This window comes from Vibrio phycocola, from assembly GCF_054404255.1.
Window position 1 is genome coordinate 455,502 of record NZ_JBTAMQ010000004.1, and the last position, 18,928, is coordinate 474,429.

At 40.4% G+C, this 18,928-nt stretch carries 15 protein-coding genes; 6 read left to right on the top strand and 9 right to left on the bottom strand.

What is annotated here, in order from left to right; translation table 11 throughout:
• Window positions 1-24: 24 nt before the first annotated feature.
• The 5 genes from ACXJY6_RS08320 to ACXJY6_RS08340 all read right to left on the bottom strand — a co-directional run bounded on the left by ACXJY6_RS08320 (window position 25) and on the right by ACXJY6_RS08340 (window position 5,133).
• Entirely contained in the window at window positions 25-687 is a 663-nt protein-coding gene (locus ACXJY6_RS08320) for a Bax inhibitor-1/YccA family protein (RefSeq protein ID WP_458768036.1), read from the bottom strand.
• Between the two features lie 222 nt (window positions 688-909).
• Entirely contained in the window at window positions 910-1,665 is a 756-nt protein-coding gene (locus tag ACXJY6_RS08325) for an amino acid ABC transporter ATP-binding protein (RefSeq protein ID WP_456049677.1), read from the bottom strand.
• Between the two features lie 21 nt (window positions 1,666-1,686).
• Window positions 1,687-2,793 carry an amino acid ABC transporter permease gene (locus ACXJY6_RS08330; protein ID WP_456049678.1) on the bottom strand — a complete coding sequence of 369 codons (1,107 nt, stop codon included), beginning with the start codon at window positions 2,791-2,793 and terminating at the stop codon, window positions 1,687-1,689.
• 1 nt (window position 2,794) lies between these two features.
• Entirely contained in the window at window positions 2,795-4,003 is a 1,209-nt protein-coding gene (locus ACXJY6_RS08335) for an amino acid ABC transporter permease (RefSeq protein WP_458768037.1), read from the bottom strand.
• A gap of 101 nt (window positions 4,004-4,104) precedes the next feature.
• Entirely contained in the window at window positions 4,105-5,133 is a 1,029-nt protein-coding gene (locus ACXJY6_RS08340; RefSeq protein WP_456049680.1) for an amino acid ABC transporter substrate-binding protein, read from the bottom strand.
• A gap of 433 nt (window positions 5,134-5,566) precedes the next feature.
• On the opposite strand from ACXJY6_RS08340, the gene ACXJY6_RS08345 reads away from it, so the two are divergent.
• On the top strand, window positions 5,567-6,508 hold the full coding sequence (locus ACXJY6_RS08345; protein ID WP_456049681.1) for a precorrin-2 dehydrogenase/sirohydrochlorin ferrochelatase family protein: 942 nt from the start codon (window positions 5,567-5,569) through the stop codon (window positions 6,506-6,508).
• 121 nt (window positions 6,509-6,629) lie between these two features.
• On the top strand, window positions 6,630-7,526 hold the full coding sequence (locus tag ACXJY6_RS08350; protein WP_456049682.1) for a putative PEP-binding protein: 897 nt from the start codon (window positions 6,630-6,632) through the stop codon (window positions 7,524-7,526).
• Window positions 7,527-7,584: 58 nt separating this feature from the next.
• Here the strand turns inward: ACXJY6_RS08350 and ACXJY6_RS08355 are convergent, their stop codons facing one another.
• Entirely contained in the window at window positions 7,585-8,952 is a 1,368-nt protein-coding gene (locus tag ACXJY6_RS08355) for a hypothetical protein (protein ID WP_458768038.1), read from the bottom strand.
• Window positions 8,953-9,046: 94 nt separating this feature from the next.
• Between ACXJY6_RS08355 and ACXJY6_RS08360 the strand changes: the two genes are divergently transcribed.
• Complete coding sequence (locus ACXJY6_RS08360; RefSeq protein WP_458768039.1) at window positions 9,047-9,880, top strand: CvfB family protein; 834 nt, start codon at window positions 9,047-9,049, stop codon at window positions 9,878-9,880.
• 175 nt (window positions 9,881-10,055) lie between these two features.
• Here ACXJY6_RS08360 and rsmF read toward each other — a convergent pair whose 3' ends face one another.
• From rsmF to ACXJY6_RS08375, 3 genes are all read right to left on the bottom strand, one after another.
• Entirely contained in the window at window positions 10,056-11,477 is a 1,422-nt protein-coding gene (rsmF, locus tag ACXJY6_RS08365; protein ID WP_458768040.1) for a 16S rRNA (cytosine(1407)-C(5))-methyltransferase RsmF, read from the bottom strand.
• A gap of 95 nt (window positions 11,478-11,572) precedes the next feature.
• Window positions 11,573-14,209 carry a PqiB family protein gene (locus ACXJY6_RS08370; protein ID WP_458768041.1) on the bottom strand — a complete coding sequence of 879 codons (2,637 nt, stop codon included), beginning with the start codon at window positions 14,207-14,209 and terminating at the stop codon, window positions 11,573-11,575.
• Window positions 14,202-15,440, bottom strand: coding sequence for a PqiA/YebS family transporter subunit (locus ACXJY6_RS08375; protein ID WP_458768042.1), 1,239 nt, complete (start codon window positions 15,438-15,440; stop codon window positions 14,202-14,204). Before ACXJY6_RS08375 ends, ACXJY6_RS08370 begins: the two co-directional genes overlap by 8 nt.
• Window positions 15,441-15,698: 258 nt before the next feature.
• Between ACXJY6_RS08375 and ACXJY6_RS08380 the strand changes: the two genes are divergently transcribed.
• The 3 genes from ACXJY6_RS08380 to prc all read left to right on the top strand — a co-directional run bounded on the left by ACXJY6_RS08380 (window position 15,699) and on the right by prc (window position 18,927).
• Window positions 15,699-16,154, top strand: coding sequence for a free L-methionine (R)-S-oxide reductase MsrC (locus ACXJY6_RS08380; RefSeq protein ID WP_458768043.1), 456 nt, complete (start codon window positions 15,699-15,701; stop codon window positions 16,152-16,154).
• Window positions 16,155-16,273: 119 nt separating this feature from the next.
• Window positions 16,274-16,903, top strand: coding sequence for an RNA chaperone ProQ (gene proQ / locus ACXJY6_RS08385; protein WP_456049689.1), 630 nt, complete (start codon window positions 16,274-16,276; stop codon window positions 16,901-16,903).
• A 17-nt stretch (window positions 16,904-16,920) separates the two neighbouring features.
• The gene (gene prc / locus ACXJY6_RS08390; RefSeq protein ID WP_458768044.1) at window positions 16,921-18,927 is read left to right on the top strand and encodes a carboxy terminal-processing peptidase; all 2,007 of its coding nucleotides are present in this window, start codon (window positions 16,921-16,923) and stop codon (window positions 18,925-18,927) included.
• Window position 18,928: the final 1 nt, after the last annotated feature.

The following is an 18,928-nucleotide window of genomic DNA, read 5'->3' on the forward strand; positions in this document are numbered from 1 at the left end:
TTAATCAAGATGTTCAACGAGAGATTAGTCGTCGTTCATAACACCAAGTATGCTTAGTAAGCTAATGAACAAGTTATAGATTGATACATATAAACTTACTGTTGCAGAGATGTAGTTAGTTTCACCGCCGCGAACAATGTTTTGCGTAGTAAGCAAAATAACACCAGTAGAAAACAGCACAAACATGCCGCTCATTGCTAGGTGTAGCATTGGCATTTGAATGAAGAATGAAGCGATCATTCCAACGACAATGACAACGAAGCCAGCCATTAACATACCATTTAGAAATGATAAATCACGCTTAGTGGTTAGAGCATATGCTGATGCTGCAAAGAATGTAAGTGCAGTACCACCTAATGCGGTAGTAACAACTTCACCCATACCTGCGCCAATATACATATTGAGTATTGGACCTAAGGTATAACCCATGAAACCAGTAAGCGCGAAAGTAAACACTAAGCCAAGGCTACTATCTCGATTTTTTTCAATCATGAATAGTAGGCCATAAAAAGCAACTAACATGATAATCATGCCAGGGTGAGGAAGGTTGTAGGCCATCGCTACCCCAGCAATAACTGCAGACCATAACAATGTCATAGAAAGCAGGGCATAGGTATTTCGTAATACCTTATTCGTTTGCAGAACACTGTCTTGAGTTGACGTGCGAGAATACATTGGACTGTTCATACTCTTCCTCGAATGGTTATTGTATGTATTTATATAGACCTTTATGGGGCAAAAAGTTCATCTATTCAACCCCTAATCATTTTTTCTTTCATTTATAATAAATAAAAACAAAAAATAATGTTGAGTAAAGTTGTAACACAATTTTACGTTTCTACAGGTTCAAATAAAAAGGGCGCTCTTTGCGCCCTCATATCATAATTAACACTGTCGTTTAAATAAAAACTAGTGGCTTAAAATCTGAGACAAGAAGTTTTGCGTTCGATCAGATTGTGGGTTTTCAAAGAATTCAACAGGGTTGTTTTCTTCGATTATTTCCCCTGCATCCATGAAAATTACTCTGTCAGCGACTTCTTTAGCAAAGCCCATTTCATGAGTTACACATAACATTGTCATCCCTTCGCTCGCTAATTCGACCATAACATCAAGTACTTCACGAACCATTTCAGGATCGAGCGCTGAAGTAGGTTCATCAAATAGCATTACTTGGGGGCTCATACATAATGAACGAGCAATCGCAACACGCTGTTGTTGACCACCTGAAAGTTGACCTGGGTACTTATTGGCTTGATTCGGGATCTTTACGCGTTCCAAATATTTCATCGCGATTTCTTCCGCTTCAGCTTTAGGCATTTTCTTAACCCAAATAGGCGCTAGAGTGCAGTTTTCCAAAACTGTTAAATGTGGGAAGAGATTAAAGTGTTGAAAACACATTCCTACTTCGCGGCGAACGGCTTCGATGTTTTTGAGATCTTCAGTAAGCTCGGTACCGTTAACGACGATCTTACCTTTCTGGTGCTCTTCTAGGCGGTTGATACAGCGAATCATCGTTGATTTACCAGACCCAGAAGGACCACAGATGACGATTTTCTCGCCCTTGGTGACTTTTAGGTTGATATTCTTTAATACATGGAACTCACCGTACCACTTATTCATATCCTTAATACGGATCATGAGTTCTTCTGATTTTTGTTGCGTCATAATACGTTCCTTTAAATTTTATTATCGTTTGTGGCCGGTGTGTAGTTTGTTTTCTAACCACATCGAGTATCTCGACATGCTAAAACAAAATATCCAGAACACTAACGCGACAAAGATGTAACTTTCTGTTGAGAAGCCTAACCATTCTGGGTCAGTGTTGGCGGCTTGACCGATACCCAACACATCGAACATACCGATTATCAATACAAGACTGGTGTCTTTAAATAGACCGATAAAGGTATTCACAATGGAAGGAATCGTAATCTTAAGAGCTTGTGGCAAAATAACCAGTCGTATCTTCTTCCAATAACCGAGTCCTAGAGCATCGGCGGCTTCATATTGCCCACTTGGAATCGCTTGTAGGCCACCACGTATTACTTCAGCCATATAAGCAGCACTGAACAGTACGACCCCAATCAACGCTCGAACCAGTTTATTTGTTTCAGAACCCTCTGATAAGAACAGAGGTAACATAACTGATGCCATAAACAATACTGTGATTAATGGTACACCACGCCAAAGCTCAATATAAACTGTACTCAAACTTCGGATTACCGGCATTTCTGAACGGCGGCCTAATGCGAGCACGATTCCGATAGGTAGCGAGACAACAATACCCACTAGAGCGATAATTAATGTCACTAATAATCCGCCCCATTTATGGGTTTCTACTACTGGCAGTCCAAATAACGATCCTTCTAGCAACTCACCAATAAAAATTGGGTAGACTGTAACAGTGAATAGAAAAATCCAACCGCGTTTTGGTGTTTTGTCATACGCCAGCAAACCCACGAGAATCGCTAGAGATGCGAAAAATAACTGTGGTCGCCAAAGTTCTGCTTCTGGGTAAAAACCATACATAAACTGGTCAAAACGAACGCTAATAAATACCCAACAAGCGCCGTCACTGGTACAGGCATCGCGAGTTGTACCAACCCAATCTGCATTAATAAATGCCCACTCTGCTAAAACCCACAATCCTTCAAAGGCCAATATTCCAATTAGAACCGTCGCGATAGAGTTAATTGGATTATTGAATAGGTTTTTCAGCATCCAACCCATCACACCAGTAGTATTCGACGGTGGTGGTAAATCAGGTTGAAATTGATGTACTTTTTGTACTTTCATATTATCTCTCCACCAAACTAACTTTACGGTTATATAGGTTCATTAGCACTGAAGTTAAGATACTCAATGTTAAATAGACACCCATCGTCATCGACATGATCTCAATGGCTTGTCCGGTTTGGTTTAGTGTTGTACCCGCGAATACCGCAACTAAGTCAGGATACCCAATCGCCATGGCTAATGACGAGTTTTTGGTTAAGTTTAAATATTGACTGGTTAACGGCGGAATAATGATACGTAGTGCTTGAGGAATAATAATTAATTTAAGTGTTCTAGTTCGAGGGAGTCCTAGAGACATTGCCGCCTCAGACTGACCATGACTCACTGCGTTAATACCTGAACGTACAATTTCAGCAATAAATGCCGCGGTATAAATTGAAAGTGCGATAAGCAACGCGCCTAGCTCAGGAAGAATACTAATTCCTCCACGGAAATTAAATCCTTTTAATTCTGGATAATCGGCAGAGATTGGCATTCCAGTAATAAAGTAAACCGCAAGAGGCATAACAATACATAAGCCAATAAAATAGCGATAAACAGGTGTAATTTGCCCAGTTTGCTTTTGTCTTTGGCTCGCCCATCTCGCTACCCAAATCGTGAGTGCAATACCGATAATCAAGGTAGCCAAAATTAGACCACTACCTGATTCAAATATTGGAGCTGGAATGGATAGACCGCGAACATTTAAGAAAATGGCCTCGCCAAGTGACATACTTTGTCTTGGTGATGGCAGTGCTTGTAAAACGGCAAAATACCAGAAGAAAATCTGAAGTAGTAAAGGAATATTACGAAATGTTTCAATGTAAACCGCAGCTAAGCGACTTATTAACCAGTTACTCGAAAGTCGAGCAATACCTAATGAAAATCCGATGATGGTCGCAAAGATGATGCCTAAAACGGACACCAATGCAGTGTTTAATAATCCAACAACAAAAGTGCGCCCATAGGTATCGGTTTCAGTGTAGTCAACCAATGATTGGCTAATGCCGAACCCAGCAGGTTGATCTAGAAAAGCGAAACCCGTTGCGATACCGCGTGATTCTAAGTTAGTCAGGGCATTGTTGACGATCGTAAATATAAAAAGAACCAATGCACATATTGCAATGATTTGAAATGCTATCGATCTAAAAGTGGGGTTGTAAAAAATATTTGTGCTTGTTGACGGCAATGTTTCGTCCGCTTCAGACACTTTATCATTATTGGGTTTCATACAGCGTTAACCTCTAATCCATGTTTAAAAATACATGTTCAAAAATAAAAGGGCGGACAGCGTCCGCCCATTTATCAATATTTCTATTACGGATTTAACTATTAACGAATTGGTGGAGCATATTGGAAGCCACCTGCATTCCATAATGCGTTAACACCACGTGAAATCTGTAGTGGAGAACCAGTACCTACCGTACGCTCAAAAGACTCACCATAGTTACCAACTTGTTTAATTACTTGGTAACCCCAGTCATCGCGAATCCCTAAGCTTCCGCCTTTCGGTCCATCTTGGCCAAGAATGCGAAGAACGTTTGGATCGTTAGACTTAAGCATTTCATCAGCATTCTCAGATGTTATACCGTATTCTTCTGCGTTAATCATCGCAAATAGAGTCCATTTAGCAACGTTAAACCATTTGTCATCATCTTGACGGACAACAGGACCTAGAGGCTCTTTAGAAATGATTTCAGGTAATACTTGTGCAGAGTCTGGAGCAGCAAGGTTTAGACGAAGAGCATAAAGACCCGATTGGTCGGTGGTTAGTACGTCACAACGACCAGAATCAAAACCAGCAGAGGTTTGAGCTGATGTATCAAATACGACTGGCTTATAGCTCATACCTTCTTTGCGGAAGTAATCAGCAAGGTTGAGTTCTGTTGTTGTACCAGATTGGATACATACTGACGCACCATCTAGCTCACTTACACTGTTTACACCCAGATCTTTCTTCACCATGAAGCCTTGGCCGTCATAGTAGTTAACACCAACGAAGTTAAGTCCTAACGCCGTATCACGTTGAAGAGTCCAAGTTGTGTTGCGAGACAGTACGTCGATTTCACCTGATTGTAGAGCAGTGAAGCGTTCTTTAGCCGTTAGAGGAACATATTTAACTTTAGTTTTATCACCGAGAACAGCTGCTGCTACTGCTTGGCAGTATTCAACATCAATACCTTCCCATTCACCTTTTGAGTTAGGGTTTGAGAATCCAGGTAAGCCAGTACTTACGCCACAAGAAACAAATCCTTGAGAGAGTACTTTGTCTAACGTTGAATCTGCAGCTGAAGCGCTTGCTGACATCATAGTAGCTGATGCAGCTACAATTGAAGCGATAAGTGTTAATTTTTTAGCCATTATATCCATCCTGTATGTTCTGTATGTTACCAATTTATTTTTGATACAAAATACCTAACGTAGTGGTCAATTAGTTATTTCGGTAACTTGAGTAGCTCCGCTATTCTAGAATGCTTTCTAAAAGCAGTAATGATTAAGTAGTTCACAGTATTTGTGAAAAAAGTATACTTAATAATTAAACCTTAGGATGGCGAATTGTTATTCGAATGTAAATAGTGCAATTGAGGATCATTTTGGTGCAACAGAATGTATTGTTCATCTGACACTTTATGGTTAGAGTTTAACTTTGATTTAAAGTGTTGTTTTGAAGTTTTCAATTGCCTATCGTGAAAAATTTAGATAATTAATTTGAAATACCCCGTGTACCCCTAGTGTATTGCACTGATATTGGTAGGGTTAAATGTGATCAATGTAACGAGAGAGTTAATATTTAATGCGATACTTTTCGATTTTTATGGATATTTGTGAAAAACCAGTGTTGGTGGTAGGTGGCGGCGAGGTAGCAACCCGGAAAGTCGAAGCTTTGATAAAGGCAAATGCCAAAGTGACAATTGTGTCACCGACTATTTCAGAGACCTTACGCTCATTTATTGAATGTAAAAAATGTGAGTGGATTCACGAAAAATATCACAAAAGTCAGCTCTCAAATGAGCTTGTACAGGTATGGGCGACCACTGATGATACCGATCTTAATCACAGAATTTATCACGATGCTCATGAACGTAACCTTCTAGTCAATGTCGTAGATGATCGACCCTATTGCGATTTTATCACTCCTTCAATGATCAGCCGTGGAAGAATCCAGCTCGCTATATCTAGCGGCGGATCATCACCTGTACTTATTCGTAATGTACGCCAAACATTAGAAGCGGTTTTGCCGAAAAATTTGTCATTGCTTGCCGATTTCGCTGCATCTAAACGTGATGACATTAAAACGCGAGTGACTTCCGTGGAGCTACGTCGTCGCTTTTGGGAACGATTCTTTGCCAGTACATTAGTACAAGAAGCGCCTGATCTTGAGGTTTTAGAAGGTTGCTATCATCAGGCGTTGGAGTCCACTGATATATTAATGTCAGACTGTACTGTTATTTTTTATGGGGATGATGTGGAATTACTGCCGATGAAAGCCACTCGTTATATGCAACAATCGGATCTGGTTTTATATGATAAAAAGTGTACAGGAGAATATATAGATTTAAGCCGACGAGACGCTGAAAAAACTCGGTTTGATAGTTTAGAGCAATTACAGGAAAATGCGGCACAGGCTCACCTTGAAAACCTTCGAGTTGTCGTCTTTATTGATCAGGCTGATAAGGAACAATATTCTGGTGCAATAAAAACAAACCGCTGTTTTTCTGTTGCTGAAATGAGTTAGAAGAGATTATGTTAGAAAATTAGCGCTAGACCAACTTACTAGGGATGATTCTGCTTGTATTTAGTTAATTGTCTCGGTATTTTGCCTAACAACGCACGATTTATGTAATGTTGGAGTTTTAATGAGTTTTGAACCAATTGAAAATGAAGATAACCAGATGATACTCGGGCATGTCTTGCCTAGTGAGAACACAGTACAACAAGAGTCATCTCATCTTTATATTTCCTTGTCAGAGTTGATAGCTGATACTATCTTTTATCACCCTAGTGTCGCTGGCTTAAGTATTGACCAGTTAACAGACTCCGATGCTCAAGCTTTGAAAGCAGTTATTGGCGAACAAAGAGCGGATGAGTACTTTGTTGAAACACTGGTTTCAACGATAAAGAATGCCATTGCTTCAGAATCTTATCAGACAGTTCGTTTATGTTTGAGCGATGCAGACAGTTATGAATATAAGGCACTGATTGGTGGAAGCCTTGAGGATGATGAAGTCAATCCTGCGATGGGAATTCGTGGGGTTTCCAGGTTATCATCTGACAGCTATAAACTCGCATTCGAACTTGAATGTGAAGTGATTAAAATATTGCGTAACTCTGGCGTGAACATAGAGATTGTTGTGCCTTTTGTGCGCGCGCTAAGCGATGCAGCCACGGTTATAGACCGTCTAGCAGAGAAAGGTCTACCTCGTGGGTTGAATGGCCTTAAAGTCCTATATTCATGTGATGTGCCTTCTTCGGCCCTTTTGGCCGATAAGTTGTTGCAGTACTTCGACGGTATCGTGTTAAACGTAGAGCATTTAACTCAGTTTACATTAGGTGTAGATAAATATAACGAAGAATTAGACTATCTCTATAAGAGTGATAATGATGCGGTAACTTCGTTGATCACTACTGCAATAAAATCTGCACGCAACGCCAAGAAACCCGCATTGGTTGTTGTTAACGCTATTGAAGAACATCCAAAACTAAAGTTCTTGTTAACTGGTAAATCAAAAGCCGACGTAGTGTTTTCTTTTTAGATACTAGAAGTGAATAGCCACAATGATAAAGGAGGGGATTCCCCTCCTTTTTTTTCAATTACATTTTTAGTTCTCGTTCTGTTAGTGTGATTTTCTCGATATCGACAATTTTGTTGCGACTAAGCACTATCTTCCAGCGATAGTATTCAGGTTCATCAATGTGGTTATCTTCTTTAACTATCAAATTAAATAAGTGCCTTTTTTCAACATTTTCTTTTATGACTTGGTCATTCTTAACCAAATAAATCTTGCCTGAATTTCGGTCGAATAGATTAGAAATTTGTCTAAAATCGATATGTATCATTTCTTTTGTGGCTTCGTAGCCACTCATAAAGCGCGACGTCGACATTGCGGTTTCAGCATGGTAATGAATGATTTTTTCTTCTCGCTGGACAATACGTTTTTTACGGATGCGCTTGATACGATCAGGTAATTTGGACAATTTTTTATAATCAAGCCACTCGGTCTTATGCCCGACTACTTTGTTGGTACTTGGGTCGCTGTACTCTCGTTTCCATTTAGGTTTACCCTTTCGCATCCAACGCCATAGGATATCGCGTAAATCGTCCTTAAATATCTCACGTAATGCATAGACAAAAGACATTAAAATAACAAAAGAAGCGGTAATCTCTCCCCAATAGTCGCGCGCGGTAATCACAGTCATAGTAACAAATACCATAACCAGCCCAGTTGCGAAGCCTTTTACTACTCGCTTGAGGTTGTTTCCGAGTGAAGTAAGACGTTGATTAAGGACGACAGGATGTTCGATGAGCCGGCGTAATAAACGCATCTTATTGCTGAGGCGATTGATATCACCATCGGCCTTTACAGAATTATAGTGGTTAAGGGCTCTGTGCGCTTTTTCGCGCTCGGCTAATATTATGAGTCGTTTTTTTATTTCTTTGTAGTCACCTTCACGATTAAGGTGAGCGATCATGGTTAAGAATTTTTGTTCTGTATACCAGGATAAGTAGTTATCAATATTGGTGTAGTAGCGTTTCAATACCTCGTCATAGGGGATGGTTTTGCGTAGTCGCTTCAATATATCGAGTGACAGCTCAATAACACTATCCACTTGATCGCTGGTAACTGGTTCTCCTTTTTGGATGAGAGACTTTACTTCTTGGCTTAATGCACTGACATATTGGTAAGCAAATAAGCTCAAACTGACACGATATTGAGTAGATGACAGTAAGCCTCTTCGTGCTAAACGACTGTGTACGAGTGGTAATAGGTTTTCTTGACTGTGATAGGCACGCTTTTGAGTGATGCAGTTGTAGTAGAATTCGTTTTCGGAAATGACATCACTCGTAAGTCCGATCTCGCCAGGAATAAATAGAAATAAGTCCAAATTCGATGTTTTTGATTTGGCATTAGTATGGGAGATTTTTAATGTTATCGCGTCATGCTTGTCGACGGTGATCAATTAGGGTCTCCAATATTGGTTTTCTAACAAGAGGTAGAGAAAGCATAACAAAGATAACGTATAATCGCTGTAAATTTGCAGTGAGACATGTTGAATGATCAAAATAGGAAAGGTAAACCGCCTCGAAGTGGTTAAAATAACGGATTTTGGCGTTTTTTTAGACGCTGATGATTATGGTACGACATTATTAAATAAACGGAATTTGAAAGAAAACGTTGCGATTGGCGATAGTGTCGATGTTTTTCTCTATTTTGATTCAGAAAGTCAATTGATGGCAACAACCGCTACTCCTATTGCGCAAGTAGGAGAGTGGGGAGTTATGACGGTGATAAGTGTTAATAGCACTGGTGCATTTGTCAATTGGGGGATAAAAGAGAAAGATCTGCTTATTCCATTTAGTGAGCAACGTTCTCGCTTGGAAGTTGGGCGTAAAATTTTGGTTTATGTATACACGGATAATGCATCAGGGCGTATTGTAGGCACCACTAAATTTAATAAGTGGCTCGATAAAGTACCAGCAAATTATTCGGTCAACCAAAGCGTTGAGATATTAATTGCAGAACGTTCTTCTCTTGGGTTTAAGGCGATTATAAACGGTCAACATTGGGGAATGATTTTCCCTTCAGATGTATTCGGTAAGTTATTTGTCGGCAAAACCTTAACGGGTTACATAAAACAAATCCGAGATGACGGTAAAATTGATTTATCACTGCAAAAAGTGGGGACCGAAAAGTTTGATGACTTAAGCCAAAAAGTCATGACGTTATTGGAGAAGAAGGGCGGTTATTTGCCTTTGTGCGATAAATCGTCCCCAGATGAGATTTTTGCCGCTTTCAGAACAAGTAAAGGTACCTTCAAGAAGACGATCGGTGCACTTTATAAAGGCGGTCATATTACTATTAATAGTGATGGTATTCGTAAAGTTTAAATCGTTAGTCTAGTCTGTATTAGGCGAAAAAGCCCCAAACCACTGATGGCTTGGGGATCGGGGGGATGGCTCAATTGAGCCCGATAAAAGTGTTAGGAAACAAAAATGAACACTGTAAGTGTAGTACAAGATTTGCTGTTGTGTGTTAAATCTCGTTAGAGAATGAGTTCATTTGTTAAAACAAATTCTTATCTTTTACCAACTCCCGAGGTAGGCTGTTTTTTACACGATTTCCCACCCATTTCCCAAGTCCAATTGCCATATTGTTATAGGTCACGATCACTTCTTTTTGTGGCGCCTGGTCAGGGTATACGTCTCTTCCCATAAACCACTCTCGAGCTTGATCTGTGGTAAGTGCTACGGTTTTAGTACCGTTGACATCTGCAAGGCAGGTTGCAACCTGATGCTGCCATTTATAGCCATTTTTGTGGGTTTCAGCGATTTTAATACCCATACGTGCAAATTTAAATTGATTTAATAGTGGTTCTAGTTCTTCAGGAAATAACCACACTTCTTTGTCACGTAACCAGAGCACACCTTGATTGGGCAATTCTATATCAAGTGATGTTTTAAGGGAGTGTGCAATCGATTCAATTTGTTTGTGACTTGCTTTAACAAAGGGAAATTTTCCTAAACGTTTATTAACCTCAGGAAACGCGACCGATGCTTTCTTTTTGATTTTTGCAACAAAAAAGCCTTCGCAATCGTAGGTTTGTGGAAATATATGAAGAAAGCCTTCCTCAGAAACGGACTGATCTGCACTAGGGAATAGCTCAGCTAGTGATTCAAATTCAACAGCTTCTGGGAACTCTTGTTGTAGATAATGACATATATGGTGGTTCTCTTCTTTGCTTAATGTACAAGTCGAATACACCAAGCTACCACCTGGTTTTAGTGCTTGGAATGCACTCACTATTAAGCCACGTTGAACTTCTGCCATGGTATTGATTGCCTCTTTGCTCCAATTTTTCATGGCATCGGGATCTTTACGGACAATCCCTTCGCCAGAGCAGGGAGCATCAATTAATACGGAATCAAATTGCTCTGGTAACCAACCACCAAAGACTCGGCCATCAAATTGACTCAATGCTATGTTTCGAATTCCGCAGCGTTCTATATTTGCATGAAGTGCTTTAATTCGACTGCCAGAATATTCATTAGCAACCAACAGGCCAGTGTTATTCATTTTTGCTGCTATTTGAGTCGACTTCGAACCTGGCGCTGCCGCCATATCTAGAACTCTGTTTGGCACGGTTTTATTATCACTAAATAAGGCAGTAACTGGCATCATCGAACTGGCTTCTTGTATATAAAATAACCCGGCGAGATGTTCAGCACTATTTCCGAGTAATACATCGTTATCTTGTTCTGATAACCAAAATCCTTCGCTACACCAAGGGACCGGGGTGAGGTGTAAATTTAAATTGCGAGCAACTTCATCAAATTCAGCTACGGAAATCTTTAAGGTATTTACTCGAATGCTTTTACGTAGTGGACGCCGACAAGCTGCAATAAAATCGTCCATGTTATGTGTTGAAGGCATGGTTGCGTTAATAGCAGATAAGAATTCTGGAGGAAGATAAACGTTGTCGTGCACGGGTTATACTCATTCGTCGCAAAAAAGCGGATCATATTAAAATAAAAATGCAGCGATATCGCTGCATTTAGTTCGGTATTAGTTTAAATCAAAAGCTAGGGTTTTGGTATCGGTTGCTTCCAATTGTCCCATTCTTTCTTTTTCGTGTTATTGAGATAGTAAACATCCTCATTCTCTGCGACGGGTTTTATTTGAGGTGTCTCTGGGGTTGTGAAAGCGATACCTCCGCTCAATATACTGTCCAGGCTGCCTGTTTTAACTTCTGCTCCTGATAGCCCGACAGAGACATCAATACCAGAGTTGTTCCAAAATATCGTATTTTGTCTGACCAAATAAGCGTATTTATTCTCGATATTGGCAACGATGATGACTCGGTCGGCCAGTTCTCCCAAGTGCACATCGATCACTTTGCCTACCTTCATTCCGCGATAGGTGATAGCGGTGCCGACAGATATTGAATTACGTTTCTCACTTTGTAAAACAACCGTTAAACCGCCCTTAACTTGCGGGGCCGTATTGAGTTGGAACTGATGTCTTGGCTTCCCTGTACCTGGTTCAACGCTTATGGTTTTGACCAATAAACTCTTTAAATTTGATACCTGTTCCACAGGACTAGACGATTGCTGAATCCAATAATAGGCTCCAGATTTGGTCATGGGTTCGACGAACTGTGGGAAAATTTGTGCTTTGATGGTGACAGAACCATCGTTGAAGTTGGGCGTTATTTCTGTCGTTTCACCCACCGTTATGCCTTGATATTGAATTTGAGTACCAGGGGACAATTGATATGACTCGCTGGCAGATAGAGAGATTTCTACACCAGAACGCATTGAGTGTTGGTAGCTATCATATAGTTTCCATTTGCCATCCTGACGTTTACCTTTTTGTGGAGCCGTATCGAATGAGATTCCGCCACGCACAATAGACTCTAGCGAGCCAGTTTGAATATCTACACCGGCGAGTGAGGCATTAATATTGACTCCTGACTGATTCCAAAAAACGGTGTTGTCGTTCACTAAATGTTTGTAACGTTGCTCAATTTGGATTTGAACGTCGACACCATTTTCCGCGAGTCCAAAGTCACTCACTGAGCCCACCGTAATATTGTGATACAGCACAGGACTATTTATTGATATTGAAGGCAACTTGTCCGTAAATAAGTGATATGTCTCTGAGCCACTTTGATTAAATTTAGCAAGCTCGGCGGAGCTATGATCAGGATATAGGTGATAAGTAGATTGAACCTTTTGATCACCTTCACTGATAAAATTGATGGCACCAATAACGAAATCTGCTATCGGTGGCATGTCTAATTTCACGCCACGATCAGTAATGTCCGCTTCCATTCGTCCAGTAACATAAAATTTATTATTACTACGGATTAAGTGAATGTACTCATTTTGAATATAGAGCTCAAACTTGACTTTATCATGATCGAGAGAGATGTCCGTTAATCGCCCGACGGGTACGCCTCGATATTTAACATCGCTACCGACATTGATACCAAAGGTATCTTCACCTTCAAGAATGACTTTAGTCGCATTGGTTTCGAGTTGGTTATAACTTTCTTGATTGATCGCGACGAAGTGTCGAGAAGGTTCGCCTTCACCCGATATCAGTTGTAAAGAGTTTCCAGTAATTAAATTGGAGAGATGCTTTATACCGTGAAACGAAAGTTCAGCTTCTTCGATGATAAATTGGCTATTTTCCTTTAATAGATCGGCAAAGGCTGGTTGAATTGCAGCTGTTGCAATGATGGATTTTCGTTTTTTATCAAATTTAATCCGATTGATCGCGCCAACTTCAATACCGCGATAGTTTATCGTCGAAGAGCTTTCATTAAGGTTATGGTTTTCAGGCAAGATGATGTTTATTAAGATTCCACGTCCTGCAGAATCGATGTTGTCATAAAGTCTAAATATGGCGCTATCTGTTACCCCGTCACCTTCATCAGGAGAGTCAACGGCAATGGCACCATTAATAAGAGCGCTCAAGTCTTCAAATTGTACGTCCACACCAGCCATATTGATTTTTGCGGCAATGCCACTGACGTTCCAAAATCGACTTTTATCGGTGATTATATCTTCGAATTCTGGGTTGATAGAGACTTGTAAATTGACTGATTTTTCACTGGAATCAAGTTGATAGCTATAAACTTCACCAATTGGAATGCGTTTGTAAATGATTGGCGAACCGATATTTATACCACCCAGATCACGAGCTTTGAGTGTGATATTTAAACCGTCACTTTTCCCAACGTCCAGAGGCGCGCTCCTTAGTGCCTTGTAGGATGTTGGCGCGGCTTCACCATCATTTTCACCGGGGAATAAAGCAATATAGTTTCCTGAAATCAATGCATCTAATCCAGAGACGCCAGATAAAGAAGCGGTGGGCTTTACTAACCAGAAACGCGTGCTGCCACTAAGAAGGTATTCAGCTTCGGGGTAAATGTCGGCTTCGACATAAATGTTATCCGATTCTCTTTCAAGCTTGATCTCACGTACCATGCCGATTTCCAAGCCTTGATATTTTATCGGTGTTCGCCCAGCCATAAGTCCCTGAGCGTCTGAGAAGTGAATCTGGATACGCTCACCAGCATCTTGTACTGATTGATAAACTAGCCACCCAGTCAACACCAACGTCACTAGCGGCAACAACCATAAAGGCGACAATGAACGCATGTTTTTTACATTTGGTTCATTGATTTGCGGTGTTTTATTTTGATTATCCATTTTTAGGAGATTCCGTAGTGAGAGCTTTTTCTTGGTTTGCCCACAATGACTTGGGATTAAAACTGTCCGTAGCAAGCATAGTAAAAACAACAACCAAACCGAAAGCGATAGCGCCGGGGCCCGGAGCAAAGTCGAGCACTTGACCTCTGTCGATTAAGGTTAACATGATTGATATAACAAATAAGTCAATCATAGACCATTTACCAATCCACTTAAGAATAAAGTAAATGATCATACGTTGACGTCGAAATCGTATATGTTTGAAGTGAACAGAGATTAATAGATAGCTGAGGCCAATAATTTTAATTGCGGGTACGAGTATACTCGCGACAAAAATGATAATGGCTATTCCAACCATACCGCTATTAATTAGCGCTACAACGCCAGAAAATATCGTATCTTCCGTTCTCTCACCATTAGAAAACAGAATCGAAATAGCAAACCAGTTTGCTGGGATAAAACATATAAGGGCAGAGAGCAGATACGCCCACGTTTTTTGAACGGAAGTGCGCTGAGACGTGTGTTGATCGCCACTTAGAGGATGTAAGCATCGAGCACACTGTTTATTCGCTGGTTGTGACAAATGGCAATGACTACAATGTATTTCTTTAGTTCGAAAGTTGTAGAGTGACTCACCATGCCAACTCTCCCAATAACGACGCACACTGACTCGGCTAACTAGGATAATCGTTAATATTTGTAACAACAGTAAGCCGTAGAGTGGAGGCGAAGTCACGATATCCGCATACTCTTTGAGTTTAAAGCACGAAATCGCGATGCTAACCAAAAAGACATCGACCATAACCCAGTGCTTGAGCAAATGAATCAGTTTTAAACTTTTATCGAATAAGACAAACCACTTTTTATGCAGCGCGTAGTGCGTTGATATCACACATAGGCAGACTAGCAGTGGTGCGATGAAACCGCAAAATAACACCAGGCCTGCCAGAGGTAAGTAATTTTCGCTTATAAGAGCAAGCACTCCTTGGTAGAAAGAGGCATTAATCTCGACACCAAACAGGATAATATGAAGGTAGTTATACAAAAGGCAGGGAATTAAGAGAGCTATACAGGTAATGGCTATTGGTAAGTTGCCAGAAAGAGAAGCAGAACCTGTTTGATACAGTAAGGTGTTACAACGCGGACAGTAGGCACTTTGACGTTTATCGAGCGGTGTCACTGAGACCGATAGGTTACAGTGTTGACAAATACGTATTGGCAAAGGTTTCAAATTACATGACTTCCATCATCGTTGATGCGAAACAACACTACCACATTATTCATCGAAAGGCCTAGCCGTCAAGTGACAGAAATTAGTGGTAAATTATCAACATAGTGTTAATTTTACTATTCTAAGCTGTACATTAAGTATCAGCTCACCTATAAATTGGGTATTGATAAATGAATTCTTTTAGGTTCACATAAGTATCGATTATTTATCGGGAACACATTTAGATATTCATCCCTAAAATACAATGGCAAAGAAGCAATGACTTTATCTGACTACCAACGCTTAACTCGTCAAGCTGCTGCACTTACTGAAGATGAACCTGATTTGATCGCAAATCTTTCTAATATTAGTGCATTGCTAAATTTAGAACTTGAGAATATTAATTGGGTCGGTTTTTACCTATTGCGTGATCAGCAACTCGTTTTAGGTCCATTTCAAGGCAAACCAGCTTGTGTTCGTATCCCATTGGGACGTGGTGTATGTGGGAATGCTTTTGCTCAAGACCAAGTATTACGAGTAGATGATGTAAATCAGTTTCCTGGACATATTGCTTGCGATGCAGAGAGTCAATCTGAAATTGTTATCCCTTTTCGAGTCTCTGGAGAGTTGGCAGGGGTATTGGATATTGATAGCCCAACTTTAGCGAGATTTTCGCAACAAGACGAAATTGGACTCACCGAACTGATGTCTAACATAGAAAAGCTGCTTAAATGATACCCGAATAGGCGAGTTTTTGTTGATTGATAGTGGTTTTTCCTATTTACCCCACTATAATGACGAACATAATTATTGTTATATTTTTTGCGGTTGAACCGCGATGACCAGGAACCAAGATGGAAAATACTGAAAAATTAAAAAACAGCAAAGAAGTGATTGCCTACATTGCTGAATGTTTCCCTAAATGCTTTACATTAGAAGGTGAAGCAAAACCACTAAAAATCGGTATTTTTCAAGACCTTTCTGAACGTTTGGCCGAAGATGAAAAAGTAAGTAAAACTCAACTTCGGGCTGCTCTGCGACAGTATACTTCTTCATGGCGCTATCTACATGGTGTAAAGCCAGGCACTGAACGTGTTGATTTAGATGGAGCAAGCTGTGGCGAAATAGAGCAAGAACACGTTGAACATGCACAAACTACGCTAGCAGAAAGTAAAGCTCGTGTTCAGGCTCGTCGTAAACAACAGCAAGAAGAGAAAAATAAAGAAGCAGCTAAAGCTAACAAGGCTAAGCCAAAAGCGAAGAAGCCTCAAACTCCTCGGTCTACGAAATCTAAGCCACCTAAACAAGAAATTCCTACTCGAGCGCTTACTAAAGATGAACTTAGTGTCGGAAAAGAAGTCAATGTAACCATGGGCAAGGGCAATATGGCTGCGACCATTGTTGAACTTAATAAAGATGATGTACGTATTCGACTCGTCAACGGCTTGCAAATGGTTGTTAAGGCAGAGCACTTACGCGCATAAAGGAGAAGCTCCTACGCATGAAATTCAATTCAAGATTGACGATGATAACTGCCAGCCTTTGGTTGGCAGTTTCGTCTGTTCAGGCTGTCGAGCCAGTGGTGTCAGAAAAACAACTACCAATACTCGCTGCTGAATCTCAACACGCTACCGCGGCCAAGCGGGTCGCATTTCGTTTTACTCGCTTTCATTACCAGCACATCAATCTTAACGATGAATTTTCGCAAAGAATTTTTGAGCGTTATCTAGAGCTTCTTGATTTTAATCGAAATATTTTTACGCAATCTGATATTAATGGTTTTAATAATGATGCCATTTCTCTTGATGATCAGCTTAAAGACGGCAAAAATGATGCAGCATTTGCTGTATACAATTTATCCGTAAAACGTCGCTTTGAACGTTATCAATATGCATTATCTCTGCTAGACAACGAAATTAACTTTGATAGTAAAGAGAGCATGGATCTCGACCGTTCAGAGGCGAATTGGCCTATTGATGAGTCAGAACTTGATGAGCTGTGGCGTAAAAGAGTTAAATATGATGCTCTCAATTTAAAGCTAGCTGGTAAAGAGTGGTCGGAAATTAAAACCACCTTGTCAAAACGTTATAACAACGCGATTCGTCGTTTAACTCAGACCCACAGTGAAGATGTATTTCAACTTTATATGAATGCCTTTGCTCGTGAGGTGGATCCACATACCAGTTACTTATCACCTAGAAATGCAGAGCAGTTCCGCTCAGAGATGAATCTATCTCTAGAAGGCATTGGTGCCGTTTTGCAATTGCAAGACGATTACACTGTGATTAATTCTCTCGTTGCTGGTGGACCGGCTTCTAACAGCAATCAACTAACAGAAGGCGATCGTATTGTCGGCGTTGGTCAAGACGGTGAAGAGATCGTTGATATTATTGGTTGGCGTTTAGATGATATTGTTCAATTAATTAAAGGGCCTAAGGGCACTAAAGTTAATTTACAAATCCTTCCAGAGGGAAATGATGCAAAAAGTCACGTTGTAACAATTGTTCGTGATGAGATTCGCCTTGAAGATCGCGCCGTTAAATCTGAGGTAATTGAGCTTGATGGCCGTAAAGTTGGTGTTCTTGAAGTACCTAGCTTCTATGTCGGTTTAGCTGAAGATACTCACAAGTTAATTGAAGAGCTCAAACAACAGGGTATCGATGGCATTGTTGTTGATTTACGTAACAACGGCGGTGGAGCTTTATCTGAAGCGACCGCGCTTAGTGGGCTATTTATAACTGAAGGGGCTGTTGTCCAAGTTCGTGATAGTTACGGGCGAGTAAATGTAAACAGCGATACTGATGGTGTAGTTAGCTATGACGGGCCAGTTACTGTTCTCATTAACCGCTACAGTGCATCAGCATCTGAAATTTTTGCGGCGGCACTGCAAGATTATGGTCGCGCCATTATTTTGGGAGAAAACTCCTATGGTAAAGGGACTGTTCAACAGCACCGTTCACTGAATAATATTTATGACGTATTCGACAATGAACTGGGCTATGTACAGTACACTATCCAAAAGTTTTATCGTATTGATGGTGGTAGTACCCAAAATAAAGGTGTTAAGCCTGATATAGCTTTCCCTACGCCGATTGATCCGGCCGAAACTGGTGAGAGTGTTGAAGACAATGCGTTGCCTTGGGATAGTATTGAGCATGTTGAATACAACACGCTTAATGATTATCAGACAGTGATTGCTGATTTGACCAGTAAGCATAAAAAACGAATTACATCTGATTTGGAATTTGGCTTTATTGATCAAGATATTGCTGAGTATAAAAAGAACAAAGACAACAATTTAGTTTCATTGAATTTCGCCGAACGAAATAAAGAGATCGAAGATCTGGATGCGAAAAAATTAGAACGTATCAACCTTCGTCGTGAAGCGACTGGTGAAACCTTATTTGCTAACTTGGATGATGTTCCGAAAGACTATGTTGCTCCTGACGCTTATTTAGATGAAGCAGTCGCGATAACTGTCGACATGGCTGATGATGTTGTAAAGTAAG